The sequence below is a fragment of the Streptomyces sp. NPDC026659 genome (genome assembly GCF_040638245.1).
Lineage (GTDB): Bacteria > Actinomycetota > Actinomycetes > Streptomycetales > Streptomycetaceae > Streptomyces.
In genome coordinates this window covers 169,927-195,562 of record NZ_JBEZXY010000008.1, presented here as the reverse complement: position 1 = coordinate 195,562, position 25,636 = coordinate 169,927, and the positions used below count along the sequence as shown (strand labels likewise).

The window sequence follows — 25,636 nt, the reverse complement described above, 5'->3', positions numbered from 1 at the left end:
CGCGGTCGCGGACCGAAACTGAAGCGGCCAGCGATCCAGACCTCTTCGAGGAGATCAAATGGTGGAGCAGTCCTCGGAGGTCCACCCGGAGATAGTCAGGGAGGGCCCGGAAGGCGGCGCCGTCACCAGGTGCGACAGCCCCGGTCCGGCAAGAGCGGACACCGAAAAGCGTCTCGCGGAAGTGCTGGCCGGCGTCGTAGGGGTCGAGAACATTTCCCCCGACGGCAATTTCTTCGACGACCTCGGCGCGAATTCCCTGGTCATGGCGCAATTCTGTGCGCGGGTCCGCAAACGCGGCGATCTGCCCTCCCCGTCCATGAAGGACATCTACCAGCACCCCACGCTCCGCAGCCTGGCGACGGCGCTCGACCGGTCCGCCCAGCCCCTCGCAGAGGCCCCGGCCCCCGTCTCACCGCTGGTGCGGGCGACACCGCCGGAGCCGGTGAAGCGGGCGAGCCGGGCCTCCCACGTACTGTGCGGAACATTGCAGACGCTGTGCTTCCTGGGTTATTCACTGGTCGCCGGATTCAGCACCGCCGCCGGATACGAATGGGTCGCCGGCGGTTCGGGACTGTGGGACATCTATCTGCGGTCCCTGCTGTTCGGCGGTGCCGGATTCCTGGTGCTGTGCGCCATACCGGTCGTCGCCAAATGGGTATTGATCGGCCGCTGGAAATCCGCTGAATTCCCCGTATGGAGCGCCGCGTACCTGCGTTTCTGGGTCGTCAAGTCGCTGCTCCACGCCAATCCGATGCTCCTCTTCGTCGGAAATCCGCTGTACGTGCTGTATTTGCGGGCGCTGGGCGCGCGGATCGGCAAGGGCGTCACGATCCTCTCCCACTCGATGCCGGTCTGCACCGACCTCCTGACGATCGGCTCCGGCACCATCGTCCGCAAGGACACGTTCCTGCTCGGCTACCGGGCACACACGGGACGCATCCAGACCGGCCGGATCACCCTCGGCCGCGATGTGTACATCGGCGAGAAGACCATCCTGGACATCGACACGTCGATGGGCGACGGCGCGCAGCTCGGCCACTCGTCGTCCCTGCACCGGGGACAGGCCGTCCCCGACGGCGAGCACCGGCACGGATCGCCCGCCGAGCCCACCGAGGTCGACTATCTGCGGGTCGCCCCGGCCCCCTGCGGCACCCTGCGCCGGACCTGGTTCGGCTGCGCCTCCCTGCTCCAACTGCTCCTGCTGTACATCCCGTTGGGTGTGGGCGGGATGTACATGCTGTTCACCGAGGTGCCGGCGATCCGCAAGCGCCTTGAGCCCGCGGCCGCGCTGACGCTGTCCGAGCTGGCGTGGGACTCGCTGATCCTCTCCCTGGTCCTCTTCGCCGGCTTCGTCGTCCTGGGCTTCGCCGCGCTGTGCACCCTCCCGCGCCTGCTTGGCCTCGTCGTCCGCCCGGACCGCGTGTACCCGCTCTACGGCTTCCAGTACGCGGTGCACCGGGCGACCGCGCGCATGACCAACATCAAGTTCTTCGCGTGGCTCTTCGGCGACAGCTCGTACATCGTGAACTACCTGCGCGCCATCGGCTACGACCTCTCGCACGTCGAGCAGACCGGCTCGAACTTCGGCACCGAGATGCAGCACGAGAGCCCGCTGCTGGTCACCGTGGGCAGCGGCACGATGGTGGCCGACGGCCTCTCCGTCGTCAACGCGGACTACTCGGCGACCTCGTTCCGCCTCTCGCGGGCGACGATCGGCGCGCACAACTTCCTCGGCAACAACATCGCCTACCCCACCGGCGGCCGGACCGGCGAGAACTGCCTGCTGGCCACCAAGGTGATGGTGCCCCTGGACGGCGAGGTCCGCGAAGGCGTCGGACTCCTAGGCTCGCCGTGCTTCGAGATCCCCCGCACGGTGGAACGCGACGCGCGGTTCGACCACCTCAGAAGCGGCGACACGCTGCGCCGGAGCCTCGCCGCGAAGAACCGCTACAACCTGCGCTCGATGGCCCTGATGCTGTTCGTGCGCTGGGTGCACGTTCTGGCGCTCACCTTCCTGGGGCTGGCCACCGTGAACCTGTACGGCGTGGTGGGGCACTTCGTGATCGCCGGGTACATGGCGCTGACGCTGCTGCTGTCCACGCTCTACTACATCGTCGTGGAACGCTGCCTGCTGTCCTTCCGCAGACTGCGCCCCCAGCTGTGCTCCATCTACGACCCCTCCTTCTGGAAGCAGGAGCGGCTGTGGAAGATCCCGGACCAGCACCTGAACATCTTCAACGGCACCCCCTACAAGACCCTGATCTGGCGCCTGATGGGTGTGCGCATCGGCCGCATGGTCTTCGACGACGGCAGCTTCATCACCGAGCGCACCCTCACCGCCATCGGTGACGGAGCGACGCTCAACGCCGGTTGCAAGATCCAGTGCCACTCGCAGGAGGACGGCACCTTCAAGTCCGCCGTCACCAGGATCGGCGCCGACTGCACGCTGGGCGTCGCCGCGCATGTGCACTACGGCGTGAAGGTGGGCGACGGCGCCGTGCTCGCGCCCGACTCCTTCCTGATGAAGGGCGAGGAGGTCCCCCCGCACGCGCGCTGGGGCGGCAACCCCGCCGCCGACCTGCCCGAGACCGCGGTGCCACCCGCCGGACCCGGCCGCAGAACACCCCCGTCCCTGGACAACGCCGCCGCAACAACCGTGAGTTGAGGGAGCAATCGATGGAAGCGCACGTGGAGGCGGACCGGGACTTCTGGACCCGGATACTCACCGCCGGAGGCTTCACCCAGGTCCCGAGGTGGACCGGGGACCCGGCATCCGGCGTGGCCGAGTACGAGGTGCCCCTGCCCGGACCCCTGGCGGACGCCGTGCACGCACTGGCACGTGAGCTCCAAGTGCCCTTCGAAACCCTCCTGTTGGCGGTCCACGCCAAGGTTCTGGCCGCCCTCTCCGGCGAACAGGACGTGGTCACGGGCCACATCGCCGACGCGACCGGCGAACCCCTGCCGCTCCGCCTCTCCGCCGCCCCCGGCACCTGGCGCGACCTGGTCGCGGCGGCACACCGCGCACAGGCCGACGTGTTCGCGCACCGGGACTTCCCGGTGGCCGCGCTCCGGTACGAACTGGCCCTGACCGAACCGTCGTACGAGGTCACCTGCGGGGCGGGCGACGGCACCCTCGCCGACGACGTCGTGCTGCACGTGGGCTGGACTGGGAACGGGGGAGCACCCGCGCTGCGGCTGCGCTACCGAACGGACGTCCTGTACACCGGGAGCGCGGCCCGTATTGCGGGCTACCACCTCACGGCGCTGAACCTGATGACCGCGGACCCGGACGCCGAGCACACCCGGCAGAGCCTGCTGTCGGCGCGGGAGCTGCGCGAACTGCTGGAGGGGCTGGCCGGCCCCGAGCGGGATCTCCCCGACGCACGGGCGCACGAACTCTTCGAGCGGCGTGCCCGGACCCACCCGGACGCGGTGGCCGCGGTGCAGGGCGAGCGGCAGTGGACGTACGGCGAACTCAACGCCCGCGCCAACCGGTTGGCCCGCGCGCTGCTGGTCCGGGGCCTGGACCGCGAGGACGTGGTCGCGGTCGTCACCGAACGCAATCTCGACTGGCTGGCCGCTACCCTCGCGGTCCTCAAGGCGGGCGGCGCCTATCTGCCGATCGAGCCGCACTTCCCGCCCGGCCGGATCGCGGCCACGCTGTCCCGGGCCGGGTGCCGGCTGGTGCTGACCGAGAAGGACAGCGCCGACACCCTCGACCGGGCGCTCGCCACCGTCCCCGAGACGGAGAAGCTGCTCGTCGAGGACGCGTACGCCGAGACGCACGCCGACGACGACCCCGGTGTCGCGGTGGACCCCAGCCAACTCGCCTACATCTACTTCACCTCCGGCTCCACCGGTGAGCCGAAGGGGGCGATGTGCGAGCACGCGGGCATGGTCAACCACCTCTTCGCCAAGATCGACGACCTGGGCATCGGCGAGGGCGACACGGTGGCCCAGACGGCACCGCAGTGCTTCGACATCTCCCTGTGGCAGCTGGTGTCCGGGCTGCTCGTCGGCGGCCGGACACTGCTGGTCGGACAGGACGTGCTGGTCGACGTGGAGCGCTTCGTCGACACACTGACCGAGGCCCGGGTCGGCGTCACCCAGCTCGTGCCCTCCTATCTGGAGGTGCTGGTCTCCTACTTGGAGCAGCACCCCCGCGAACTCCCCGATCTGCGCTGTGTGTCGGTGACCGGCGAGGCGCTGAAGCCGGAACTCACGCAACGCTGGTTCGCCGTCCAGCCCGGGATCAAGCTGGTCAACGCCTATGGCCTGACCGAGACTTCGGACGACACCAACCACGAGATCATCGACGGCCCCTGTGAGCGCGTGCTGCTGGGACGAGCGGTCAACAACGTGCGCGTGTACGTCGTGGACGAGCGGCTGGACCTGGTCCCGCTCGGCGCCCCCGGCCTCATCGCCTTCTCCGGCGTCTGCGTCGGCCGAGGCTACGTCAACGACCCCGAACGGACCCGCGAGGCGTACCTGGACGACCCCTACCGTCCCGGCGAGCGGCTCTACCTGGGCGGTGACTGGGGCCGCTGGCACCCGGGCGGCAAGCTGGAGTTCCTCGGGCGCCGGGACAACCAGGTCAAGATCCGGGGCTTCCGTATCGAGATCGGGGAGATCGAGAACACCCTGTTGCGGGTGCCCGGTGTGCGCGACGGCGCGGTGGTCGTCGCCGACCGGCCCGGACAGGGCAAGCACCTGATCGCCTTCCACTCCGGGCGACAGCTCCCCGTGGACACGCTGCGCGACGCGCTCGCCGCCGACCTGCCCGCCTACATGGTGCCGTCCGCCTTCCACTGGCATTCCGCCCTGCCGCTGACCGCCAACGGCAAGACCGACCGGAAGGCACTGACCGCGCTGGCCGAGCGGAGCGCGCCCGCGCGGGAGGACGCCGGTGACGCCCCGCGCACCCCGGCCGAGCGCGGACTCGCGGCCGTCTGGGCCGAGTTGCTGGGCCTGCCCGAGGAGCGGATCGGACGCACCGACCACTTCTTCGACTCCGGCGGCACCTCCCTCACGGCGGTGAAGCTCACGATCGCGCTCGACCGCGCGGTGTCCCTCAAGGACATCACCCGCCATCCGGTCCTCGCCGACCTGGCTGCCCTCCTCGACGGCGCGAGCGGTACGCGCACCGACGCGAGCGGCTCGCGCACCGACGTGACCGGCCTGCGCGCCGAACTGCTCCAGCCGCTTTCGGAGCCGGCCGGAATGCCGGAGAGCACGCTCGTGTGCTTCCCCTACGCGGGCGGCAACGCCGTCAACTACCAGCCGATGGCCAGTGCGCTCGCGGCCTCCGGCACCCAGGTCCTCGCAGTGGAGCTGCCGGGGCACGATCTCGCCGCCCACCAGGAGCCGTTCGCCCCGATCGCCGAGGTGGCGCGGCGGGTCGCCGACGAGATCACCGCACGCGGGCTGACCCGGGTCATGCTGTGGGGTCACTCGTCGGGCACCGCTCCGGCCGTCGAGACCGCCCGCAGGCTCCAGGAACGCGGGATCGAGGTGAACCGGCTCTTCCTGGCGGCGCAGTTGCCCGGCACCCTGGTCGAACGACACGCCTCCATCGCCGAGTTGGAGGCTCGGGACGACACCGCCATCGCCGCCCGGCTGGCCTCGGAAGGCGGCTACACCGAGCTGGCCGAACTCGACGCGCCGCACACCGGACGCGTCGGCGCCGCCTACCGGCACGACTGCCTCTCCGCGCACCGCTACTTCTGCGACGCCCTGGAGAACCCGCCCCGGACCAGGCTCGCGGCCCCGGTGACGGTCGTCGTGGCCGCCGACGACCCGTACACGGCCGGACATGCCGACGCCCACCGGGACTGGCAGCTCCTGGCCGACCACGTGGACCTGCACGAACTCCCCGACGGGGGCCACTACTTCACCCGTCTGCGCCCCGACGAGGCGGCCAAGGCGGTCCTCGCGGCCGCCGCCCCGCCGGCGCCCTCCTGACCCCCGCCCTGCTGACCCCCTGCCTTTCCTCTCCCGAACCCGACCGGCCCCGCCGTGCCGCGGCAACCGAAAGGAAGAACCGAGATGTCGACCTCATCCCTGGCCGCACCGCTCGATGTCGAGTCGCGGCCGGACCGACCGGCGGTGGCTCACGTCGACACCCCCGCCGACGTGACGAGTTGGGCGGCCCAGTACCGCGAGGTGCTGCGCACTCAGGTCACCGAGCACGGGGCGCTGCTGATCCGTGGTCTGGGGCTGCGCGACACGGAACAGATCGGTGCCGTCCTCTCCCGGCTGACCGGCGGTCTGCTGACGGAGCGGGAATCCTTCGCGCCCCGCCAGGAGTTCGGCCCGGGGCTCTACTCCTCCACGACCTGGCCGGCCAACCAGCCGATGTGCATGCACCACGAGCTGAGCTACACCCTCGAACCGCCCGGCCTGATGCTCTTCGCCTGCCTGACCGCACCCGAACAGGGCGGCGCCACGGCCGTGGCCGACGCCACCGAGATCCTTCGGGCGCTCCCCGCCGACGTCACCGAACGCTTCGAGCGCGAGGGCTGGCTGCTGACCCGCTCCTACAACGACGAGATCGGCGCCACGCTGGAGGAGTCCTTCGGCACCGCCGACCGCGCCGAGATCGAGCGCTACTGCCGGGCCCACGCCATCGACTTCACCTGGCAGCCCGACGGCTCCCTGCGCACCGCGCAGCGCCGCCCGGCCGTGGTCCGCCACCCGGTCACCGGCGAGCGGTGCTGGTTCAACCAGATCGCCTTCCTCAACGAGTGGACGCTCGCCCCGGAGGTCCGCGAGTACCTGGTGGACGAGTACGGCGAGGACGGCCTGCCGTTCAACACCCGCTTCGGCGACGGCAGTCCGATCGGCGAGGACGTCGTCCAGGTGCTCAACGACACCTACGAGAAGCACACCAGGCGCGAGCCCTGGCAGGCCGGTGACCTGCTGCTCGTCGACAACATCCGTACCGCGCACAGCAGAGAGCCCTTCACCGGAGACCGGCAGGTGCTCGTCGGCATGGCCGAGCCCCGCCGCCTGGCCGACGGCGCCCCGACCCCGCAGGAGGGCACACGATGACCAGCCAGCTCACCACCCCCGAACAGCCGGTGGCGCCCGAGCCGCCCTCGGTGCCCTCCTTCGCCGTGATCTCCGGCGACCAGGTGCGCCAGGCGCTCGAAGGACGCGAGAAGCAGATCACCGAACTGGTCGAGGCCACCTACCGGTTGCACGGCGCCGGGGAGTCGGTCAACCCGCCCTCGTACTTCCTGCGCTTCCCCGACCGCCCCAGCTCGCGCATCATCGCGCTCCCCGCCTCCCTCGGCGGCTCCGAGGGAGTCGACGGGATCAAGTGGATCTCCAGCTTCCCGGACAACGTCCGCTCCGGGCTGCCGCGCGCCTCGGCGGTGCTCATCCTCAACGACCCGGTGACCGGCTACCCGTTCGCCTGCCTGGAGAGCTCCATCATCAGCGCGACCAGGACGGCGGCCTCCGCCGCGCTGGCCGCCGACTGGCTCAGCCGCACCCGGCAGCGCCCGACCCGTGTCGGCTTCTTCGGCACCGGCCTCATCGCCCGCTACATCCACACCTTCCTCGCCGGCACCGGCTGGATGTTCGACGCCATCGGCGTGCACGACGTCGCCGCCGACAGCGCCGCCGGGTTCCGCGGCTACCTGGAACAGAGCGGGACCACCGCCCGAGTCACCGTCCACGAACGGTCCGAGGACCTGATCCGCGACAGCGACCTGGTCGTCTTCGCCACCATCGCGGGCGAGCCCCACGTCACCGACCCCGCGCTGTTCAAGCACAACCCCGTGGTCCTGCACATCTCCCTGCGCGACCTCGCCCCCGAAGTCCTGCTGGCCTCGGCCAACTTCGTCGACGACGTCGAGCACTGCCTCAAGGCCGACACCTCCCCCCACCTGGTCGAACAGCGCACCGGCGACCGGGACTTCCTCAACGGCACGCTCAACGACGTGATGCTCGGCCGGTCCGCCCCGCCCGCCGACCGGCCGGTGATCTTCTCGCCGTTCGGACTCGGCGTCCTCGACCTCGCCGTAGGCAAGTACGTCTACGACCAGGCGGCGAGATCCGGCGACCTCCGCGTCATCGACCACTTCTTCCACGACCTGCGCCGGTACGGCTGAGTCGGTCTGCCACCCGTCCCCGGTACCAGGAGGCCCACCGTGCCCGTCATATCCGCTCCCCATGACTTCAACGAAGGCCACCTCTTCGTCGACCTCAAGCCGGTCGTCGACCACCCCCTCTACCTGAAGTGCGAGGGCTTCAACTTCGCGGGCTCCATCAAGCTCAAGGCCGCGAACGAGATGGTGGAGAGCGCCGAACGGGACGGCATCCTGAAGCCGGACTCCGTCATCGTCGAATCCTCGTCCGGCAACCTGGGCGTCGCCCTCAGCATGATCGCCGCGAGCAAGGGCTACCGGTTCCTGTGCGTGACGGACTCCCGGTGCAACCTGTCGACCCGGCTGCTCATGGAGGCCCTCGGCAGCCGGGTCCACATCGTGGCCGACCTGGACGAGAACGGCGGCTTCCTGGGTACCCGGCTCGAGTACGTCCGCTCGCTGTGCGCCTCGGACGACCGGTACGTGTGGCTCAGCCAGTACACCAACCCGGGCAACTGGCAGGCGCACTACCGCACCACCGCACCGCAGATCGCCCGCCACTTCCCGCGCCTGGACGTGCTGTTCGTCGGCACGGGCACCGCTGGAACCCTGATGGGCTGCGCCCGCTACTTCCGGCAGTGGCACCGGCCGGTGCGCATCGTCGCCGTGGACAGCGTCGGCTCGGTCGCCTTCGGCGGCGAACCCGGCCGCCGCATGATCCCCGGGCTCGGGATGAGCATGAGACCCCCGCTCCTCGACGAGTCGTACGTCAACGAGGTGGTCCGGGTCGAGGAGGCCGACACGATCCGCGCCTGCCACCGCATGGCCCGGCGCGGCTTCCTGTTCGGCGGCTCCACGGGCACGGTGGTCAGCGGCGCGACGGAATGGCTGTCGCGCCACGGCACCCCCGACATCACCGCCGTCGCCATCGCCCCCGACCTCGGCGAGCGCTACCTCGACACCATCTACCAGACCAACTGGCTCCAGGACCTCTACGGCGACCAGATCCTGGACGGCGACCAGATCCTGGACGGCGACCAGATCCTGGACGGCGACCAGCTCCTGGACGGCGAGCTCGCCGCCACCCTGGAGCCGGACGACCCGGCCCCCCGCGAGCCCGACCGCCGGCCGTGACGACATGTGATGCCGCGCCCGCGCCGGACCCGGTCAGTCCGTCGAGCGCGCGGGCGCGCCGAGCAGCCGCTCGATGCCCAGGTCCAGTGCCGCCTCCAGGTGCGTGAGCGAGCCGGTCGACATCAGGATCGACACACCGCCCTGGACCGCGGCGAGCAGGGCCGCCGCCGTACGGCCGGCGTCGACACCGGGCGGGATCTCGCCCCGGTCCCGCATGGCCCGTACCCCCGCCGCGATCTGCGCCTCCCACGAGGCGAGCAGCTCCGCGGTCACGGCCTGCGCGCCGGGCGACGCGCGGGTCAGCTGCGAAGTGAGCGTGCCCAGCGGACAGCGCTGCCCCTGCGCGCGGTAGCGGTCGACCACCGCGTCCCGCCAGTCCCACCAGGCCCGCCATGAGGTGAGCGCGCCGAGGTGGGGCTGCTGGTCGGACAGGACGCGGTCGGCCTCGTACCGCGCGACGGCGAGCAGCAACTCCTCCTTGCCGCCCGGGAAGTAGTGGAAGAGCTGGCTCTTGCTGGTGGCCGTGCGGGCGCGGATGTCGTCCAACGTCGTCTCGGTGGCGCCGCGCTCACGGATCTCCTCGGCGGCTCCCTCGACGATGCGCTGCCGGGTGGCCGCGCCCTTGGCGGTGAGTCGTCGTGCCATGCCGTCATCCTGCCATTTTCTGGACTTGCAGGTCCATTTTTCGGGTGGCAGCTTGGGCAGCCCCCGGCCGGTTCGGCGCATGGAACCGGTCCCGCACGGAAGGCACGGCATCATGACTGAGCGGTTCACCGGGCGTACGGCCCTGGTCACCGGTTCCACCACGGGCCTCGGCGCCGCCATCGCGACGACGCTTGCCGCCGAGGGCGCGTTCGTCGTCGTCAGTGGACGCGACGAGCGGCGCGGCGCGGAGGTCGTGGCCCGCATCGAGAAGGACGGCGGCGCGGCGGCCTTCGTCGGGGCCGACCTGTCCGGCGGCGCCGACGTGATCCGCCGCTTCGCCGCCGACGCGCTTGACGCGGCGGGCGGCCGGATCGACATCCTCGTGAACAACGCGGCGCTCCTCCTCGCGCCCACCCCCACCGCCGACGTCCCGCAGGAGACCATCGACCAGGCGCTCGCGGTCAGCGTGCGGTCGGTGTTCCTCCTCACCGGCCTGCTGGCCCCGCCCATGGCCGAGCGGGGACACGGCGCCGTGGTCAACCTCGGCTCCATCAACGGCCTGCGGGGCTCGGCGCGTTCGGCGCTCTACAGCATGACCAAGGCGGCCGTGCACTCCCTCACCATGTCGTGGGCGGCCGAGTACGGGCCGCACGGCGTCCGGGTCAACACCGTTGCCCCCGGCCCCACTTTGACCGAGAAGGTGGCGGCGATGGAGGAACACCTCGCCCCGATCATCACGCGGATGCCCGCCCGGCGCGGCGGCACCCCCGCCGAAGTGGCCGCCGCCGTCGCCTTCTTGGCAAGTGGCGAGGCGTCACACATCCACGGCGCCACACTCACCGTGGACGGGGGGTACACGGCGGTGTAGCGGGGGAGCGGCTGGTTCGTGTCAGAGGCCGGCCATCAACTCCGCCAGTGGGGCGGGGGTGTCGTCCGGGTCGAGGGCCTCGGTGAGGACGCGGCCGTAGTGGATCTTGCGGCCCTTCTTCGTGCCGAGGAAGCGGCGCAACTGCTGTTGCGGAGTGCGTTCCCGCTGTTCCGGCTGGCGCAGGAAGGTCTGCAGCGGGCGCAAGTCGCCCTCGGTCCGGATGAGTTCCGTCACCCGGGAGACGCCCAGGGCGCGGATCAGTTCGTCCTCCAGGTCCGCCGCGCAGACGAAGAACCCCTGGCGCACGGCGTCGGACCGTCTCAGGGCGCGGACGTAGTAGCGACGCTCCGCCTCGTCGCACAGTCCCGTGAGGCGCAGGCCCAGGCCGGGCGGTCCCAGGAGCCGGGCGAAGCGCCCGACGTTCGTCGCGCCGCCCATCGGCAGCACACAGATCCCCTCGGCCGCCAGATCCCGGCCCCGGCGCGCGGCCAGTGCGTCGACCGCCGCCGCGTCGCTCGGCCCTTCGAGCAGGACGACGGTCCGCACGGGCAGTTGCCCGGCCAGTTCGCACGCCCGGTCGCCGGGCCCACCGGCCGCCCACGCGATTGCCGCCTCCCGGAACGCCCCCATGTCAGCCATGACACGAGTCTCCGCCCTCATCGGCCGACACGGCAGGGATTTTCGGCCGACCGGCCGGGTGCTCGGCCGGGCGCTCGTCCGGTCGGCCCGGCATCGCCCAGGATGCCCCTTCCGGCACCGTCCGGATGCTTGCGCGGTGTGATCGGTTCGGTGCCGCGTGTTGTCCCGGTTGTGTAACGAGGGTGCACATGTCGTGAGGAGATTTTGTAAAGTCCTCAACTGTCCGGGCCGGAAGTGGCCGGTGTTCGTCGTGGGGGGTCTTCGCGTGAGTCAGTATCAGCCGGGTCAGCCGTGGGGTGTCCAGCCGCCCGAGCCGGTCCGTATGCCCGACATCCGGCCGCTGTACAAGCGCAAGCGCGTATGGGCCGGCGGCATCGCGCTGCTCGTCGCCGGGTCCGCCATCGGCGGCGGGGGATCGAGTTCCGCCAGCGACGGAGCGCCGCGCCCGAAGGTCACCGTCACTGCGACCGCGACGCAGACTCCCGCACCGGCGCCGACCGTCACGGTCACCGCGACGCCCGAGCCGCGTCCGACGGTCACGGTGACCAGGACGGCACAGCCCGCCTCGGGCAACTCGGCCGCGAAGTCCACCACTTCGGGCGGCGGCTCGTCCTCCGGCGGCTCCTCCACCTCGGGTGGCGGCTCCTCGTCCGGGGGCTCCTCGTCCTCCGGCGGGTCCTCGTCGGGTGGCTCCTCCGCCTCCGGAGGCGGTACGTCCCACCCCAGCGGGGCCACCGCCCAGTGCAACGACGGCTCTTACAGCTTTGCCGCCCATCACCAGGGCGCCTGCTCGCACCACGGCGGCGTCGCCATCTTCTTCAGATAGGCACGACCTCGTCAGCGGCCCGACCCAGTCAAGGACAAGAGGAGAACCGTGGGCTTCGGCTTTCGTGTGGGCGTACCCGGGATGAGCGTGCGGGTCTCGACGCGAGGCGTGCGCGCCTCCGTCGGACCCCGGATGGCGCGCGTCAGCACGGGCAGCGGAGGCACCCGGATCTCCTCCGGCGTCGGGCCGTTCCAGACGTCCAGCGCGTTGCGCGGCGGCCGTCGCCCTCAGGCGGGACGCCGGACCGTGGCCCCCTCGGCCGCTCAGCTGGAACGGGCCCGCCGCCAGGCCGAGCGAGCCCAGCAGGAGGCCCAACGGGACGCGGCCATCGCCGAGTTGCATGAGTTGCGGCGGCAGATGACCAGCGTCCATCTCGAGTCCTTCCCGACACTGACACCGCCCGTGGTGCCGGAACCGCAACAGTTGCATCTGGCCTGGGCGTTGGCGGAGGCACAGGCCCACCACCTCGCCGGGCTCGGGGTGTTCGCGCGGAGCGCGCGCAACGCGGCGAAGCGGCGCGCCGAGGAGGACGCCCTCGGATACCTCGCCGCCGAGGAGGCCAGGCTGCGCGAGGCGTACACCGGGCTCGTCGCCGAGGCCGACCAGTGGTGGTGGTCCCTGATCGCCAACGACGAGGAGATCGTGTGCGCGGCGGTCAACCACGCCTTCGCCGACAACCCCGCCTCGGGCTGCGCGGTGGGCGTCGACGGCTCGGTCCTCTCCGTCGTGATGCGGCAGCCGGACATCGACGCGCTGCCCGACCAGACGCCCGGTGTCACGCCCACCGGCCGCCCCACCCTCAAGAAGCTCACCAAACGGGACCGCACCCTGTGGTGGCTCACCGCCATGGGCTCCAACATCGTCGCCACGCTGAAGGAGGCGTTCGCCACCGCGCCGGGCATCACCGCGATCGACCTCGCCGTCCTCACCCGCCTGCCGAACACCCAGCGGCTCGGCTTCGTGGCCTACGGCCGCTGGACGCGCCAGGTGATCGAGGCCGGGCCCTGGCAGCAGACCGAGGACGCACTGCGCTTCCTCGACATCGGCCAGGCCGTCGTCTGCGCGGTCACCACCACCGTCGCCGGGAACCTGTCCAGCACCCTCAAGCCGCTGGACGTGAGCAGACTGCCCGGTCTGCGAAGCCTCCTCGAAGGCGCCCAGGACGATTCGGCGGGCGACGCGGACGACTCCGTGACCGGCGACGCGACCTTGGCCGGGCTGGACGGCGACCTGCGCGCGAACGTGCCCGACGCGCACTCCGCCGCCCTCCCGGACCCCTACCGCATCCGCCCCTTCGCCGAGTGGAAGCAACAGGACGCACCACAGGGGCGTACCGCCGCGACCACGCTCACCCAGGGGCAGAGCGTCGTCCTTCCCGAGGAGGCATGGCAGGAGTTGCGGATCGCCTTCGAGTTCGCGGGCGCCGACGCCGATCTGACGCTCTTCCTGACCGGCGCGGACGGCCGGGTCGGCGGCGACGAGGACTTCGTCTTCTACAACCAGCCCGACGGCGCCTCGGGCGCTGCCCGGCTGCTGGGCAAGGAGACCGAGGGGCCGCACACGGTCGAGCGCGCGTCCCTGCGCCCCGCCGCGCTGCCCCCGCACGTCCACCGCGTCACCATCGCCCTGAACATGGATGTCGACACGGGCCTGACCTGTGCCGCCCTCACCCATGCCGCCCTGAACCTGGACAGCGGCACCGGCCAGGCATGGAGCTTCCAGCCGCCCGCCGACCCCGACGTCCGCGCCATGGCCGTCGCCGAGGTGTACCGGCACACCACCGCCGGCCGCCAGGTGTGGAAGCTGCGCGCCCTCGGCCAGGGCTGGGCCGACGGACTCGAAGGACTCGCCCGCGCCCACGGCGTCGACGTCTCCTAGCGGCGCCCTGAAGGACTCCGGTCGGGCGGAGGCTATTCGACGTCGCCGCCCGACGCCGCAGGTGCCCAGGAGGCGGCCCAGTCCAGCAGTTCGGGGCTGTGCAGGGCCGGCACCCACAGGTCCGCGTGTTCGGCGTGTTCCGCCTGGGCGTCGTCCGGGCGGGGGCCGAGCCCGACGACCCGCAGTCCGGCCCGGCGCGCCGATTCCATACCGGTCGGGGAGTCCTCCACCGCCAGCGCCCGCTCCGGGGGAACACCGCAGAGGCGGGCCGCGGTGGCGTACACGTCCGGCCAGGGCTTGGGGCGTACCGCGCCTTCCGGCCCCGTGGACGGTACGACGACATACCGGAAGTGTTCCCGCAGCCCCGCCCGTTCCAGGCTGCCCTCCACCACCTCCGCCGGGCAGTTGCTGGCCACCGCCAGCGGCAGCCGGCCGGAGAGCGAGCGCACCAGCTCGACGGCGCCCGGCATCGTCACCGGGTCGTCGGCGACGAGCGTCAGGAAGTGGCCGAGGAGGGCGGTCGTGAGGTCGGCGGTCAGCTCGGGCTTGTGCACCGACTCGGCCATGAGCCGCCCGCAGTCCGCGTAGTGCACGCCCTTGGCCCGCTCCGCGAATCCCGAAGGCGCACGGAGCCCGAAGTCCCGGAACGCCCGGCCGCGGGCGTCCTGCCAGTGACGTTCGCTGTCCATGAGGGTGCCGTCGCAGTCGAAGACGACGGCACCGGGGGACCAGTTGAAGAGGGGATGGGCCGTGGTGGTCACGGTGGCCTCCTGGGGAGCGAGCAGTCGCGCGCGGCATGGCCGCGGTGTCGGTCTGGCGGTGTCCCGCGTGCCGGACGCGCCGGGAATGTGCGCCTGCTCGGCGGAGCCTGAGTGCCTGAGCGCAGAGAATGCGGGCATTCCTGGTCTTCCATGACCAAACGGAAACATCGCATTCGTTACGTTATTTTCGCGCCGGAGAGCCGTGCAATGACTACAAGGAGTTATCGACTGAGGTGGGTGGCGGGGTGTATGGGGCGCGGGGGAGCGGTGTGCGGCGCGGTGGCGGCATCGGTCCTCAAAGCGACTTGTTTCGGGGCGAGTTGAGGCATGATCGCCGGGTGGGTCTGGGCATCTCGCGTGGGGGCGTGGAGTGCGGGCCCGGTGTCGAAATGGCGGCGGATCGGGCCGATTGCCACCCGTCGGCGTTCATCCTCGAAAGAAATACGCAATAACCGCGCGAGTATGGCCGTCGGGTGCTCCGGGCGCACGCGGGCGCACTACATTCTCCGCAGTCACGCAGGCTGAGCGAGGGTGGACGGGACGTTGCAGGAACGGGCGAGAGCAACCCGCAGATCACTCCTGGAAGCGGCGGCCGGACTCTTCGCCGAACGCGGCTACGCGGGCACCAGCGTGAACGACATAAGCGCCAGGTCGGGCCGTACGAGCGGGTCCATCTACTTCCACTACGCCAGCAAGGAGGGCATCGCCCTCGCCGTCGTCCAGGACCGTTTCGCCAACTGGCCGGAGCTCGCCCCGCGTTACACCGACGAGGCGGTGCCGCCGATGGACCGGCTCGTCGCCCTGAGTTACGACATCGCCCAGTCCCTGGCCGAGGACCCCGTGACCCGCGCGGGCGCGCGCCTGTGGGCCGAGCGCGACACCATCAACGTCACGCTCCCCGACCCCTTCGGCCTCTGGACGGCCGCCGTCACACGGCTGCTCGCCCAGGCGCGGGTCACCGGCGACTTGGCCGCCCATGTCCGGCCCGCCCGGGCCGCCCGCGCCCTGGTCCGCGCGTTCTTCGGCCTCTGTTCGCTGACCGAGGCCATCGAGGGCGCGGCGACCGTCAACGACCGGGTGGCGGACTGGTGGCAGCTGACGCTGCCGGCGTTGCGGGTGGCGCGGTGACGGGGCGGGGTGTGGTGGCGGGGCGGGGTGCGGTGGCGTGGTCGTGTGGTGCGTGGGGCGAGTGCCAGGGCGGGTGCGGGGGTGCGTGGACGCGTTCCGGAGGGCGTGAACCGTCCGGAACGCGTCATGGTCGTCACATGTGCGTGTGACGGGTGGGGGCGTGCCACATGTGGTCGACTCACACGTGGTGGCCGCATACGGGGTCGGCACACACGTGGTTGCCGCACGTGAGGGCGTCACACATGGGTCTGCCACGCATGGGTCTGTCACACATGCGGGCGGTGGCCCCGCTCCTGGCGGGGGAAGGTCTGCTGCTCGCCGGGGAGCGTGGGCTCCGGCAGCGTGGCCACCTCTTCCTTCGCCTTCTCCAGCTGCTCGGCCGTGTCGTGCGGCAGCCGGGGCGGGCGACGACGGCTGTCGCGGAAGCGGAAGGCGGTCGTGAGGTCGCCGAAGGTCTCCCGGCGCCAGGCGCTGATGTTCGGTTCCTCAACCCCCGTGAACCGCTCCAGGAACCGCAGCGCCGAGGTGTGGTCGAACGCCTCGGAGGCGACCCAGCCACCGACGGTCCAGGGGGAGATGACGATGGCCGGGACGCGGAAGCCGCCGCCGATCGGCAGGCCCTGGATGAACTCGTCCGGCGTGCCCTGCGGCGCGGTCGGCGGGACCACATGGTCGAACAGGCCGTCGTTCTCGTCATAGTTGAGGATGAAGGCGGTCTTGCGCCACACCTTCGGGTTGGACGCGATGGCCTCGATCTTCGAGGCGACGAAGTCGGCACCGGCCGCCGGGAGGTAGTCGGGGTGCTCCGACTGGTAGCTCGTCGGCATGATCCAGCTCACCGCCGGAAGACGGTCGTTGCGGGCGTCGTCCTCGAAGGTGCCCTCGGGCTGCGGACGTACACCACGCTCGTACAGCTCCGAACCGGGCTGCGCGTTGCGGAAGGCGGCGAACTGCTCCAGCATGTTGCAGCCGTAGTCGTCGTCCTGCTGGTACACCTTCCAGCTGACCCCGGCCGCCTGGAGCCGTTCGGCGTACGTCGTCCAGCGGTACGGCGACGGTGCCTTGTTGCTGATGACCGGCCCGCCGTTCTTGCCCGACGGGTCGATCGAACCGGTCATCCACATCAGGCGGTTGGGCCAGGTCGGCCCCATCACCGAGCAGAAGTAGTTGTCGCAGACCGTGAAGGTCTCGGCGAGCGCGAACTGGAACGGGATGTCCTCGCGTGTGTAGTACCCCATCACATAGGGGCCGTTGGCGCCGTCGGCCTTGCGGTGGGCGGGCAGCCACTGGTCCATCTTGCCGTTGTTCCACGCCTGGTGCTGCACGGACCAGGCGTGACTGGTGGACGGGATGGCCTGGGCGCTCGACGTGCGGGTGTCGAGGTGGAAGGGGAGTAAGTATCCCTTCGGGTTCACGGTGTCCGGCTGGTAGAAGACGGAGTCGCCGTTGTCCAGCGTGAGGGCGTGCCGGTCGGCGAAGCCGCGGACCCCCGAGAGCGTGCCGAAGTAGTGGTCGAAGGACCGGTTCTCCTGCATCAGCATGACGACGTGCTCGATGTCGCGCAGCGAACCGCGCGCGGGCGGCCCGGCGGCCACGGCCTTCTGGACGCTCGGCGGCAGGAGGGAGATCGCCGCGGCGGCACCCAGCACGCCCGCGGCCGAACCCAGGACTCTACGACGGGTCAACTCGGCCATGTGTACCCCTTCTTGAGCGAGAGAAGCACTCCGGAACGACGGCGGCCCGGGCGGACCCGCGGGCCGCCGAACACTCTCCGCCCGGGAGGGCGTGACGCGTCAGGGGTGGGTGGTGAACATGTGGTCAACGGATGGGAAAGCGCTGGCCTGGCATGGAGGGCCGATGAGGTCAGGAGCGGGCCCCGGAATGGGGGTGCCGCACATGGGGGCGGCCGACCGGCGGCCGACCGGCGGACGGACGCGCTCGCCCGAACGGGCGTGTCCGTCATGCGCTCGGAGGCCCATCTCTGGCGGTGCGGCGACGTCTCGCGCAGCGTGGAGAGGAGAGTGCGACCGGTCGGGCGAGAGGTGTGACAGATGGACGAGGGTGTCTCCAGGCCGAGGGTCGTCGTCGGCATCGACGGGTCACCGTCCTCGTACGCGGCCCTGCGCTGGGCCACGCGCTACGCCGATCTGATCGGCGGCACCGTCGAGGCGGTCGCCGTGTGGGAGCTGCCGGGGCTGTACGGATGGTCGGCGCCCGCCGTGGACATGGACGTCGACGCCGAGGAGGCCCGCGACCGGATGCGGCGCGAGCTGACCGAGGTGCTCGGTGGGGATGACTTCGACGCGGTCCAGATGCATCTGGTGCACGGCAACGCGCCCGACGTGCTGTTGCGCGCCGCCGAGGGGGCCGAGGCGCTGGTGGTCGGCAGCCGGGGGCGGGGCGGGTTCGCCCGCGCGCTGCTCGGCTCGGTCAGCCAGCATCTGTCGCACCACGCGAGCTGCCCGGTGGTGATCGTGCGGGCCGAGGCTGCCTGACAGCCGGCCCAGGCTGCTTGAGCGGGGCTCGGTCGGAGCACCGTGCGCCTTCACCGGGTCGCGTGCGTGCGCCTTCACCAGGCCACGCGTTCGCGCCCCGCCACATGTGTGCGTGCGCCATACGGGGGCACGGACGCGTGTGTGCCGTCACGGGGGCCGCGAGCGTGTGTGCCGTCACGGGGTCAAGGCCATGTGCCCCGCTCCGCCTGTGTGAGCCGTGCGCACTCGGTCACCACGTTCCGCAGACTGCCGGTCCGCTCCAGGACGGCGCGCTGCACCACGGCGCCGTTTCCGTGTTGGAGCAGTCCCGCCAGGACGTCCCCGGCGACCCTGGCGTCCCCGTGGTCGTCCAGGGCGTCACGGACGTGGTCGTACAGCGCGCGCACCACCTCCTCCGTGGGCGCGGGACGCATGGTCCCGGGGTGGAGCAGCGGGCCGCCGAGGCCATAGCGGGCGGCCTGCCAGGCGGCCAGCCGCAGCAGGGCCACACCGTGCTGGGCCGGAGGTTCCCCCGCCCGCCACGCGCGCGCGGCCGTCTCGACGAGCGCGCGGGTCAGAACGGCGAGCAGCACGGTCGAGTCCGCGTCCAGGCACACGTCCGCGACCCGGATCTCGACCGTGGGGTACTGGTGGGAGAGGCGGGCGTCGAAGTAGATCATCCCGTCGTCCCGCAGGACCCCGGTGCCGACCATCTCCCGCACCCGCGCGTGATACCGGTCGGCGGACTCGAAGATCTCGGTGGGCCCGGCGGAGGGCCACCGCCCCCACACCTGGCTGCGAAAACTGGTGTATCCGCTGTCCTGGCCCTGCCAGAAGGGGGAGTTGGCGCTCAGGGCCAGCAGGACGGGCAGCCAGGGGCGGATGCGGTCGAGTACGGCGACGCCCTCCGCGTCGGAGTCGACCGAGACGTGCACATGGCAGCCGCAGGTCAGCTGCTCCTGGAGGGTCAGCCCGAAGGGCTCGGCCATCCAGCGGTAGCGCCGGTCGGGGGTCAGCGCGGGACTGACCGGCAGGGGGGAGGTGGCCAGCGCGGCCACGGCGGCCCCGGTGCGTTCGGCATGCCGCGCCGCTTCCGCGCGGAAGCGGCGGATCTCCGCCGCGAGCGCGTCCCGCCGGGTCTGCGGATGGGTGGCGAACTCCACTTGCTGACGTTGTAGTTCATGCTCGAACACCTGGTCCTCCGCGGCTCCGGCCGTCCGGCCCGCCGAGGCCAGCACCGCCGCCGACACGGACCGGGGCTCACCCGTCTCCGCGTCGACCAGCAGAAGCTCCTCCTCCACTCCGACGCTCCGCACGCCTCGTCCTCCCTCGACCGGTCCGGGTCCGGTTTCCCTGCGGCGACTCTCGCACGAGCGTCGGCGACAGGGGCCGTGGACGCCGGGCGACGCCACGCCGTACGACCGACCGGCCGTACGGAGGCCCCCGGGGCGTGCCCGCGGCCCGGGTCGTCTCCCGGCTGCCCTCGGGCGAGCGGGTCAGTCCTGGAGGCGTTCGCGTCGGCTGCCGCTCGGCGGTGAAGCGGGGCGGGCACCGGGCCGCCGCCGAGCGACGTGGCGGCCCGGTGCCTGAAGCCGCCCCGCCACGGTTCAGCGGGTCGCCGTACCGAACCACCGCGCCAACTGGCTTGCCATTTCCTCCTGTTCGTCCCCGACCCACGCCACGTGTCCGTCGGGCCGCAGCAGTACGGCGGGCGCGTCCAGCTCCTCGCTCACGTCGACGACGTGGTCGACCCGGTCGTCCCAGCCCGCCACCGACAACCCGCCGGTCCCGTCGAGCAGCAACCCGCGTCCGTCGTGCAGGAGTTCGTACAGCCGCCCCCGCTTGAGCGGCAGGTCCCGCAGCCGCCGTCCGAGCAGGGGGTGGCCCTCGCCGAAGTCGTAGCGAACCGCGACCGCGGTGATCATCTCGGTGACGTGCCGGTTCACCTCCTCGAAGTCCAGCAGGTCCGAGAACAGCTCCCGCAGCGCCACCACGCCGGGGTCGGTCCGCAACAGCACGAACTGCGCACGGGTGTTGGTGAGCACCTGTGCGGCCACCGGATGGCGCTCGGCGTGGTAGGTGTCCAACAGTCCTTCCGGGGCCCAGCCGTTGACCTCGGCGGCCAGTTTCCAGCCGAGGTTGAAGGCGTCCTGCACACCGAGGTTGAGACCCTGCCCGCCGACCGGCGGATGGACGTGCGCCGCGTCGCCGGCCAGCAGCACCCGGCCCACCCGGTAGCGCTCCGCCTGACGGGTGGCGTCCCCGAACCGGGAGAGCCAGCGCGGCGAATGCACCCCGAAGTCGGTACCGGTCAGGGCCCGGAGCCGCTGCTTGAACTCCTCCAGGGTCGGCGCGCTCGTACGGTCCTCGGTCACCCCCTCGGACGGCACGATGATCCGGTACACCCCCTCTCCGAGGGGCATCGCGCCGAAACGGAGCTCGGTCTTGCGGATCTCCGCCGTCACGGCGGCCAGTGCCGCCGCGTCGGCGGTCGCCTCCATCTCGCCCAACAGCGTCTCGACGGTGGCGGGTTGGCCGGGGAAGCCGACCCCGATCAGCTTCCGCACGAGGCTGCGGCCCCCGTCGCAGCCGACGAGGTAACGACCCCGCAGCCGGGTGCCGTCGGCCAGCTCCGCGCTCACCCCCTCCTCGTCCTGGCTCAGCCCCACCACCTCGCACCCGCGCCGAATCTCGGCACCCAGTTCCACGGCGCGCTCGGTCAGCAGCCGCTCGGTGACGACCTGCGGAATGGCGAGGCCGTAGGGGTGCGCGGTGTCCACCCCCTGCGGCCACGGCGCGGCGAAGCCCGCGAACGGCCCTCCGACCTGGAACTTCTTCCCCAGCTCGAGGAACCGGTCGAGCAGTCCCCGCTGGTCCATCACCTCGACACTGCGCACATGCAGTCCCAGCGCCCGCGACTGCCGGCTCGGCTCCGCCGCCTTCTCCAGCACGACCGTCCGCACGCCGTGCAGCCGCATCTCGGCGGCCAGCATCAAACCGGTCGGCCCGCCGCCGACCACGATCACGTCAACCATGTATCCCCTGTCCCACAAGACGGCCCATCCACCCGCCCGGCACACCCTCGGTGCCCGCACGAGCGCCCGGACGCCAATGAATGCGTCGATACGTCGCGAAGCTCTGATTTCCCCCGACTCCGGGCGTCGGCCGCCCATTCTGAGGCACCAAGGGGGCCTTGCCGCAAGGGCCCCCTTGCGCTATATGTTTAATAGGGAGAGGAGTGGCCCTACTTCTGTCTCGTCCTGTTCATCGCGGACGCGCCCTCCTTCCGGAACCCCGATTCGGTGTCTTGATACGGCTGACTTTTGCCACGAACACGTGCCAACGCCTCTGGATGATCTCTACGGTTGGTCCCGTCGGTGGACGACGGCGACCGGAGCGTGGGGAGAACGGTGGAAGCCGAGATGATGGCGCTGGCCGCCATGTGCGCCAGCAGCCTCATGGGACTGGTTCTCCAGGACCTGTGGGGGTGGGGCAAGAAGCGGTTCGTCTCGCTCCTCGACCGGGGTGCGCGCGGAGAACACACGGCGGTCGAGACGGAACTGGAGGACCTGCGCCAGGCGTTGCTCGACGCGCGCCGCACCGGTGACGAGGACGCGGTGGAGGCCGCGTTCGCCGCATGGGCGCAGCGTTTCGAGAGTGTGCTCGCCCTGCACCCTGAGCTCGCGGACCGTGCGAGGACCGTCGTGAGCGAGACCATCGAGCGAAGTCCCGCCCCGGTCGCCTTCGCGAACATCGTCCACTACGTCAACAACGTCGCCGTGCTCCGTGCCATGAACGACTACTGGGCACGCTGCACCGCCGCGCACCGCATGACCGCGATGTTCCTGTCCGGACTGCCGGGAGTGGGCAAGCGCACCACGCTCCGCCAGTGGCTCCAGTCCCACCAGGACGCACTTCCCCGCGACATCCTGCACGCCGACCTGGCGCCGGACGAGCGCGGCCGCCCCGCCGACCTCGCCGCCGTCCTGGAGCGCTGGCTGGACGAACTCGGCGTGCCACGACAGGACCGCCCCGCCGCGCTCGACCGAAAGGCGGCCGAGGTGCGGCGACTTGTGCGCCGACGGCCGACGGTCGTCCTGCTGGAGAACGTGACCAGACTCGGCCAAGTACGGCCCCTGCTCCCGGACTCACCGAGCTGCGTCCTGCTGATGACCGGTCAGCAGGTCCCGCCCGCACTGGAGTCGCTGCTCGACTTCGAAGCCGTCGACGTGTCGCCCCTCGAGGACGACCACGCCCTCGAACTTCTGGTCAAGGTCAGCCACAGCACCGAGCATCCCGAACGACTCCGGCCCATCGTGCGGCAGTTGGGCGGCCTGCCGCTGGCCGTGCGTCTCGTCGCGGGGCGCCTGAAGTCACCGGTCCCGGGCACCTTGGAGGACATCACCGCCCGCCTCGCCGACCGGACTTCGCGACAGGAGCTGCTGACCGTGGACGACGCGCCGAACCTCCCCAGCGCACTGGAGGCGGGCTACACCTGTCTCGCCACGGACGCCGCCCGGCTCTACCGGCACCTCGGCATCGTGCCCCGCGTCGACTTCCAGATGGACACCGTGCTCGCGCTCGCGGCCGACGGTGAACAGTCCACCGCACGCCATGCCCTCCAGGAGCTGATCTCGTCCCGGCTCGTCGAGTTCGAGGGCGTCGACACCTACCGGCTGCACCCCCTCGTCCACGACCACGCCGTGAGCGTCGCGGAGCGCGAAGTCGGTGAGGCCGAGCGCCGGGAGGTGACGGCCCGCTTCGTCCGCCACTACCTGCATGCCGCCGAGTCCGGCGAAGCCGCACTGTCCTCGCGTTGGCGCTACGACCCGATGAACGTCTACGCGGAATACGCACGCTCCGCCGCCGGGCGCGACACCCACGCCGAACGTGAACTCGGGCGCCGCCGGGCCGGACTGCTCGCCGCCGTGCGTCTCGCCCACGACACCGGCCTGGACGAGGAGGCATGGCGGCTGTGCCAGGGCCTGTGGACCTTCTATCTGCGTACGGCCGGCCACGCCGAGTGGATCGAGTCCCATGAGACCGGTCTCGCCGCCGCCCGGCGCGCCCCGGATCCGATGGCCACCGCCCGGATGCGCTTCCAGCTCGGCTTCGCCCACTTGGACCGCTGGAACGTCGAGGAGGGCGACGCGGGCCGGGCGCGTGAGCATCTTGAGGCGGCACTCGACCTGGTACGCCCCGAGGCGCCGGACCGGAGCGAGGGGGAGCGGCGTACGGAGTCCAGCGCACGGGAAGCGCTGGGTCTGCTGGAACTCAAGCTCAAGCGTCCCGAGCAGGCCCTCGCCCTCCTCGACCAGGCCGTCGCGGCCCTGGAGGGTGTCGAACACCCCCGTGGTCTCGCCCTCCTCGCCTACCACCGGGCCGCCGCCTACACCGCCCTGCGCCGCCACGACGACGCCGAGCGCACCCTGCGTGAGGCCCGGGACCGCTTCGCGGCGCTCGGCCAGGGCAAGGACATCGCGCTCAACATCGGCAAGAGCTGGCTGAGGTACGCGGAGGACCGGCGTGTGTACGGGCGCCTGGACGAGGCGGTGCGGGCCGCCGACTCCGCCGTCGCGGAACTGCCGAAGGCGAAGTCGCCGTACAACCTGGCCGTGGCACATCTGCTGCGCGGTGACCTCCACCGCGACCTGGGCGACAGCCGTCGGGCGGCGGAGGACTGGGAGAACGCGCGGGAGTTGTTCACCGTGGCCCGCAGCGGCCGCGCGGACGAGGTGCGGGAACGGCTGGACGGCTCAGCGGGCGAGCACGCATAGGGCCGGGGGCAGGTCGTCGCCCGCCGAGACGGTGAGCCGGATTTCCGGTGCGGGCAGGCGGTGTCCCGTCCGGGATGCGCGGGCCCAGGCGAGGACCGCCGACGCGGCGACGGTGAAGTCCGCCCACGCCGGACGGTCGAGCCAGCTCACCCGCAGCCGCGTGTCATCGTCGAACAGGACCAGGCAGCCCCGGTCGTCCCCCTCCAGGGCGATCAGCCCACACCCGGGGAACCGGCCGCTGAAGGCGGACCACTTCAGTTCCGAGGGCCGTGGGCACCGCTCGCGCGGGAGCACCAGTACATCGGCCGACCGGGGCCAGCGGGGGTCCGGGTCGTCCGGGTCGGCGACCAGATGAGCGCCGTCGAGGTGACCGCGCCGGGTGCTTTGAAGACCACCGGGGAAGCGCCGCAGCGACACGGCCGGACCGGCGTCGGTGACCTTGCTGGTGACCAGCAGGGCGGGCAGATGAGGCTGACGGTGGAGGTGCTCCTGCGGCAGCGCGGGTACGGGGATCGCCCGGGTGGTCGCGGGATGGTCGGGCTCGGGCAGGTTCAGGCTCGAGTAGAGGAGCCGGCGCAGAAGGGCTGCCGATCTGCCGGGCTCCGACGTGACGCTTCCGCGCAGCGCGGCGAGGTCAGGGTTGCTGCGCTGGGTACGGGCGGCGTGCGCGAGTTGGTCGAGCAAGGGGTTGGTGGGGTCGATACGGGGGAGTGCGTCGCCCAGTTTCCGCAGGGGGGAGTCGGGGGACACGACGGAGTCCCGGAAGGCGCCCAGAATGCTGGGGATGCCGAGTTCGACTCCGTAGAGCGTGAGTGATCCGGCGTCCCCTATGAGGAAATCCGCCGCACAGAGGGCTGCTTTCCATGTTTCGGATTCGGGTGACGGAAGAAGGAGCCCTCTTTCGAGGAGCGGGGCGAGCCAGGTGCGTATTTGCCAGGCTCCGTGTGCGTACCATGCGTTGGGGTGTATGGCGGCCAGGACGCGGAATTCTTCGGCGGGGAGTTCCGCGAGGGTACGGCGCATCGTCCGGGCGAAGGGAGAGCCCAGGATCGAGCCCGCTCCCCAGGTCGAGGACACGATCACGAGGCGCTGGCCGGGGAGGAGACCAAGGGACCGGCGGTAGGTCTCACGGAAGGGGAGTCCGGCGCGCAGCTGGTCGAGGCAGGGGTCACCAGCGACATGGGCCCGGGGGACCGCCTGCGGACAGCCGTCGGCGAGCCGGCCGAGCTGTTCGGCATGGGACAACACGATGGCGGACGGAATCACCCGACCGTCGTACATCAGCCATTCATCCGTCAGCCCAAAGGCCCCGGGTTTCGGGTTTCGGGTTTCGGGTTTCGGGTTTCGGGTTTCGGGTTTCGGGTTTCGGGTTTCGGGTTTCGGGTTTCGGGTTTCGGGTTTCGGGTTTCGGGT

19 protein-coding genes are annotated in these 25,636 nt (G+C 71.3%); 11 read left to right on the top strand and 8 right to left on the bottom strand.

All coding sequences use genetic code 11. The features are described from left to right. Positions 1-58 precede the first annotated feature (58 nt). From AB0E91_RS21405 to sbnA, 5 genes are all read left to right on the top strand, one after another. Positions 59-2,665 carry a Pls/PosA family non-ribosomal peptide synthetase gene (locus AB0E91_RS21405; RefSeq protein ID WP_361784051.1) on the top strand — a complete coding sequence of 869 codons (2,607 nt, stop codon included), beginning with the start codon at positions 59-61 and terminating at the stop codon, positions 2,663-2,665. Between the two features lie 11 nt (positions 2,666-2,676). Further along, on the top strand, positions 2,677-5,961 hold the full coding sequence (locus tag AB0E91_RS21400) for an amino acid adenylation domain-containing protein (RefSeq protein WP_361784048.1): 3,285 nt from the start codon (positions 2,677-2,679) through the stop codon (positions 5,959-5,961). An 84-nt stretch (positions 5,962-6,045) separates the two neighbouring features. Further along, entirely contained in the window at positions 6,046-7,050 is a 1,005-nt protein-coding gene (locus tag AB0E91_RS21395) for a TauD/TfdA family dioxygenase (RefSeq protein ID WP_361784045.1), read from the top strand. After that, positions 7,047-8,117, top strand: a complete 1,071-nt coding sequence (gene sbnB / locus AB0E91_RS21390; protein WP_361784042.1) for a 2,3-diaminopropionate biosynthesis protein SbnB — start codon at positions 7,047-7,049, stop codon at positions 8,115-8,117. The genes AB0E91_RS21395 and sbnB overlap by 4 nt, the downstream gene beginning before the upstream one ends. Before the next feature lie 39 nt (positions 8,118-8,156). Further along, positions 8,157-9,227 carry a 2,3-diaminopropionate biosynthesis protein SbnA gene (sbnA, locus tag AB0E91_RS21385; RefSeq protein ID WP_361784039.1) on the top strand — a complete coding sequence of 357 codons (1,071 nt, stop codon included), beginning with the start codon at positions 8,157-8,159 and terminating at the stop codon, positions 9,225-9,227. A gap of 33 nt (positions 9,228-9,260) precedes the next feature. Here sbnA and AB0E91_RS21380 read toward each other — a convergent pair whose 3' ends face one another. Further along, complete coding sequence (locus AB0E91_RS21380) at positions 9,261-9,872, bottom strand: TetR/AcrR family transcriptional regulator (protein WP_361784036.1); 612 nt, start codon at positions 9,870-9,872, stop codon at positions 9,261-9,263. Between the two features lie 112 nt (positions 9,873-9,984). On the opposite strand from AB0E91_RS21380, the gene AB0E91_RS21375 reads away from it, so the two are divergent. After that, on the top strand, positions 9,985-10,740 hold the full coding sequence (locus AB0E91_RS21375) for an SDR family oxidoreductase (RefSeq protein ID WP_361784033.1): 756 nt from the start codon (positions 9,985-9,987) through the stop codon (positions 10,738-10,740). Between the two features lie 21 nt (positions 10,741-10,761). On the opposite strand, the gene AB0E91_RS21370 is transcribed toward AB0E91_RS21375, so the two are convergent. Together AB0E91_RS21370 and AB0E91_RS21365 are read right to left on the bottom strand one after the other, a co-directional pair. After that, positions 10,762-11,379, bottom strand: a complete 618-nt coding sequence (locus AB0E91_RS21370) for a TOPRIM nucleotidyl transferase/hydrolase domain-containing protein (protein ID WP_361784030.1) — start codon at positions 11,377-11,379, stop codon at positions 10,762-10,764. 285 nt (positions 11,380-11,664) lie between these two features. Further along, on the bottom strand, positions 11,665-11,973 hold the full coding sequence (locus AB0E91_RS21365) for a hypothetical protein (RefSeq protein ID WP_361784027.1): 309 nt from the start codon (positions 11,971-11,973) through the stop codon (positions 11,665-11,667). On the opposite strand from AB0E91_RS21365, the gene AB0E91_RS21360 reads away from it, so the two are divergent. Then, the gene (locus AB0E91_RS21360) at positions 11,921-12,205 is read left to right on the top strand and encodes a DUF3761 domain-containing protein (RefSeq protein ID WP_361784024.1); all 285 of its coding nucleotides are present in this window, start codon (positions 11,921-11,923) and stop codon (positions 12,203-12,205) included. The two genes, AB0E91_RS21365 and AB0E91_RS21360, sit on opposite strands and share 53 nt — an antisense overlap. 132 nt (positions 12,206-12,337) lie before the next feature. Then, a complete protein-coding gene (locus AB0E91_RS21355; protein ID WP_361784021.1) occupies positions 12,338-14,083 on the top strand; it encodes a TerD family protein in 1,746 nt (581 codons plus the stop codon). Positions 14,084-14,115: 32 nt separating this feature from the next. Here AB0E91_RS21355 and AB0E91_RS21350 read toward each other — a convergent pair whose 3' ends face one another. Further along, entirely contained in the window at positions 14,116-14,844 is a 729-nt protein-coding gene (locus AB0E91_RS21350) for an HAD family phosphatase (protein ID WP_361784018.1), read from the bottom strand. A 531-nt stretch (positions 14,845-15,375) separates the two neighbouring features. On the opposite strand from AB0E91_RS21350, the gene AB0E91_RS21345 reads away from it, so the two are divergent. Continuing rightward, the gene (locus AB0E91_RS21345; protein WP_361784015.1) at positions 15,376-15,972 is read left to right on the top strand and encodes a ScbR family autoregulator-binding transcription factor; all 597 of its coding nucleotides are present in this window, start codon (positions 15,376-15,378) and stop codon (positions 15,970-15,972) included. A 266-nt stretch (positions 15,973-16,238) separates the two neighbouring features. On the opposite strand, the gene AB0E91_RS21340 is transcribed toward AB0E91_RS21345, so the two are convergent. Continuing rightward, positions 16,239-17,666 carry an alkaline phosphatase family protein gene (locus tag AB0E91_RS21340; RefSeq protein WP_361784012.1) on the bottom strand — a complete coding sequence of 476 codons (1,428 nt, stop codon included), beginning with the start codon at positions 17,664-17,666 and terminating at the stop codon, positions 16,239-16,241. Positions 17,667-18,023: 357 nt separating this feature from the next. On the opposite strand from AB0E91_RS21340, the gene AB0E91_RS21335 reads away from it, so the two are divergent. Continuing rightward, complete coding sequence (locus AB0E91_RS21335) at positions 18,024-18,467, top strand: universal stress protein (RefSeq protein WP_361784009.1); 444 nt, start codon at positions 18,024-18,026, stop codon at positions 18,465-18,467. Positions 18,468-18,649: 182 nt separating this feature from the next. On the opposite strand, the gene AB0E91_RS21330 is transcribed toward AB0E91_RS21335, so the two are convergent. Together AB0E91_RS21330 and rox are read right to left on the bottom strand one after the other, a co-directional pair. Further along, positions 18,650-19,762 carry a glutamate--cysteine ligase gene (locus tag AB0E91_RS21330; RefSeq protein ID WP_361784006.1) on the bottom strand — a complete coding sequence of 371 codons (1,113 nt, stop codon included), beginning with the start codon at positions 19,760-19,762 and terminating at the stop codon, positions 18,650-18,652. Between the two features lie 291 nt (positions 19,763-20,053). Next, on the bottom strand, positions 20,054-21,481 hold the full coding sequence (gene rox, locus AB0E91_RS21325) for a rifampin monooxygenase (protein ID WP_361784003.1): 1,428 nt from the start codon (positions 21,479-21,481) through the stop codon (positions 20,054-20,056). A gap of 375 nt (positions 21,482-21,856) precedes the next feature. Here rox and AB0E91_RS21320 point away from each other — a divergent pair, with 375 nt between their 5' ends. Continuing rightward, positions 21,857-24,223 carry an NB-ARC domain-containing protein gene (locus tag AB0E91_RS21320; protein WP_361784000.1) on the top strand — a complete coding sequence of 789 codons (2,367 nt, stop codon included), beginning with the start codon at positions 21,857-21,859 and terminating at the stop codon, positions 24,221-24,223. Here AB0E91_RS21320 and AB0E91_RS21315 read toward each other — a convergent pair. After that, complete coding sequence (locus tag AB0E91_RS21315) at positions 24,203-25,489, bottom strand: hypothetical protein (protein ID WP_361783997.1); 1,287 nt, start codon at positions 25,487-25,489, stop codon at positions 24,203-24,205. The genes AB0E91_RS21320 and AB0E91_RS21315 overlap by 21 nt on opposite strands. Positions 25,490-25,636 lie beyond the last annotated feature (147 nt).

What these genes read in the sequence shown, in the direction of transcription:
- AB0E91_RS21405 (WP_361784051.1), top strand. Translation starts at nt 59, where the DNA reads ATGGTGGAGCAGTCCTCGGAGGTCCACCCGGAGATAGTCAGGGAGGGC.
- AB0E91_RS21400 (WP_361784048.1), top strand. Translation starts at nt 2,677, where the DNA reads ATGGAAGCGCACGTGGAGGCGGACCGGGACTTCTGGACCCGGATACTC.
- AB0E91_RS21395 (WP_361784045.1), top strand. Translation starts at nt 6,046, where the DNA reads ATGTCGACCTCATCCCTGGCCGCACCGCTCGATGTCGAGTCGCGGCCG.
- sbnB (WP_361784042.1), top strand. Translation starts at nt 7,047, where the DNA reads ATGACCAGCCAGCTCACCACCCCCGAACAGCCGGTGGCGCCCGAGCCG.
- AB0E91_RS21380 (WP_361784036.1), bottom strand. Translation starts at nt 9,872, where the DNA reads ATGGCACGACGACTCACCGCCAAGGGCGCGGCCACCCGGCAGCGCATC.
- AB0E91_RS21375 (WP_361784033.1), top strand. Translation starts at nt 9,985, where the DNA reads ATGACTGAGCGGTTCACCGGGCGTACGGCCCTGGTCACCGGTTCCACC.
- AB0E91_RS21370 (WP_361784030.1), bottom strand. Translation starts at nt 11,379, where the DNA reads ATGGCTGACATGGGGGCGTTCCGGGAGGCGGCAATCGCGTGGGCGGCC.
- AB0E91_RS21355 (WP_361784021.1), top strand. Translation starts at nt 12,338, where the DNA reads ATGGCGCGCGTCAGCACGGGCAGCGGAGGCACCCGGATCTCCTCCGGC.
- AB0E91_RS21340 (WP_361784012.1), bottom strand. Translation starts at nt 17,666, where the DNA reads ATGGCCGAGTTGACCCGTCGTAGAGTCCTGGGTTCGGCCGCGGGCGTG.
- AB0E91_RS21335 (WP_361784009.1), top strand. Translation starts at nt 18,024, where the DNA reads ATGGACGAGGGTGTCTCCAGGCCGAGGGTCGTCGTCGGCATCGACGGG.
- rox (WP_361784003.1), bottom strand. Translation starts at nt 21,481, where the DNA reads ATGGTTGACGTGATCGTGGTCGGCGGCGGGCCGACCGGTTTGATGCTG.